General features: G+C 70.1%; 1 protein-coding gene. It reads right to left on the reverse strand.

All coding sequences use genetic code 11. From position 1 onward, the window contains the following. A partial coding sequence (locus tag FVE25_RS53630) for an FAD-linked oxidase C-terminal domain-containing protein (RefSeq protein WP_181020005.1) occupies positions 1 to 1,316 on the reverse strand: 1,316 nt, incomplete at both ends.

Raw genomic sequence — 1,316 nt, forward strand, 5'->3', positions numbered from 1 at the left:
CCGTGGTAGACGACCTTCTTGCCGGCCAGCCACGAATCGGCGCGCAGCCGCAGCCGGCCGGTGGTGACGGCCTCGGCCAGCAGTTCTTCGGCCTGCTGCACGCGGGCGGCGACCTGCTCGACGCGGGTGTCGCCGGGCAGGAGCTGGCGGTGTTCATCGCGCAGGGTGAACAGGCAGGAGGGTTCACAGCCGACGATCGGGCCCGGGCTTTGGTCCAGGTGGGTGATCAGGGCGCCGGCTTGGGCTTTGGCCTGATCCAGCAGCCCCTTCGACAAACTCGAACGGCCGCAGCACCCCGTCGAGGCCAGCTGCACGGTCCAGCCCGCCTGCTGCAGCAGTTCGATGGCGGCCTGGCCGATGTGTGGCTCGGTGTAGGTGGTGAACGAATCGGCCAGAAACGTCAGCGTCTGCCGATCAGCCTGCTCGCGCAGGACGGGGGGCTGTTTGCGGCCGGTGGCGGTTTTGTGCCAGCGGATGAGGTTGCGGCGCTGGAAGCGGGGCAGTGGCCGGGCGGCGGTGATCCCCACACCGCGCTCCAGCATCGTGCGCACGAGGGGGAGGCGGGCAGGCAGGTTGGACAGCGGCGCGGTGGCCGAGCCGAGCCGGTTCAGGGTGCGGATGGCGGCGAAGATGCGTGAGCGCAGCGGCACCCCGTGCCGGTCGTGGTGGTGGGACAGCGCTTCGGCTTTGAGGGTGGCCATGTCCACGCTCATCGGGCATTCGCTTTTGCACGCCTTGCACATCAGGCACAGGTCGAGGATCTCGTGCAGGCGTTCATCGCCGAACGCCTTCGCCGGGTCGGGTTCGGACAGGGCTTTGACCAGGGCGCCTGCCCGGCCGCGGGTGGAGTGCTCTTCCTGGCGGGTGGCGATGTAGGACGGGCACATCACCCCGGGCCCGCTTTTACGGCACAAGCCGATGTTCATGCACCGATCGGCTGCGCCGCGCATGCCGCCGACCACCTCGAAGGCCAGCCGGGTCGTGATCGGGCCGGCCGGCGGCAGCGCGGCATCGCGCAGGTGCTCGGTCATCGCCGGCGCGTCCACGATCTTGCCCGGGTTCAGCAGCCCGGCCGGGTCGAACAGCGCCTTGACCGCGCGCATCGCCGCATACAGCGCCTCGCCGAAGATCTCCCGGTTGAACTCGCTGCGGGCCAGCCCGTCGCCGTGCTCGCTGGAGTTGACGCCGCCGTACTCGGCGACCAGGTCCTTGATCTCCACCGCCACCGCCCGCATCGTGGCCACCTGGGCGGGGTCGGCCAGATCGACGAACGGGCGGATGTGCAGGCAGCCCACCGAGCAATGCCCGTAAAACCC

It is taken from the genome of Nonomuraea typhae, assembly GCF_009760925.1.
In the GTDB taxonomy this organism is placed as follows: domain Bacteria; phylum Actinomycetota; class Actinomycetes; order Streptosporangiales; family Streptosporangiaceae; genus Nonomuraea; species Nonomuraea typhae.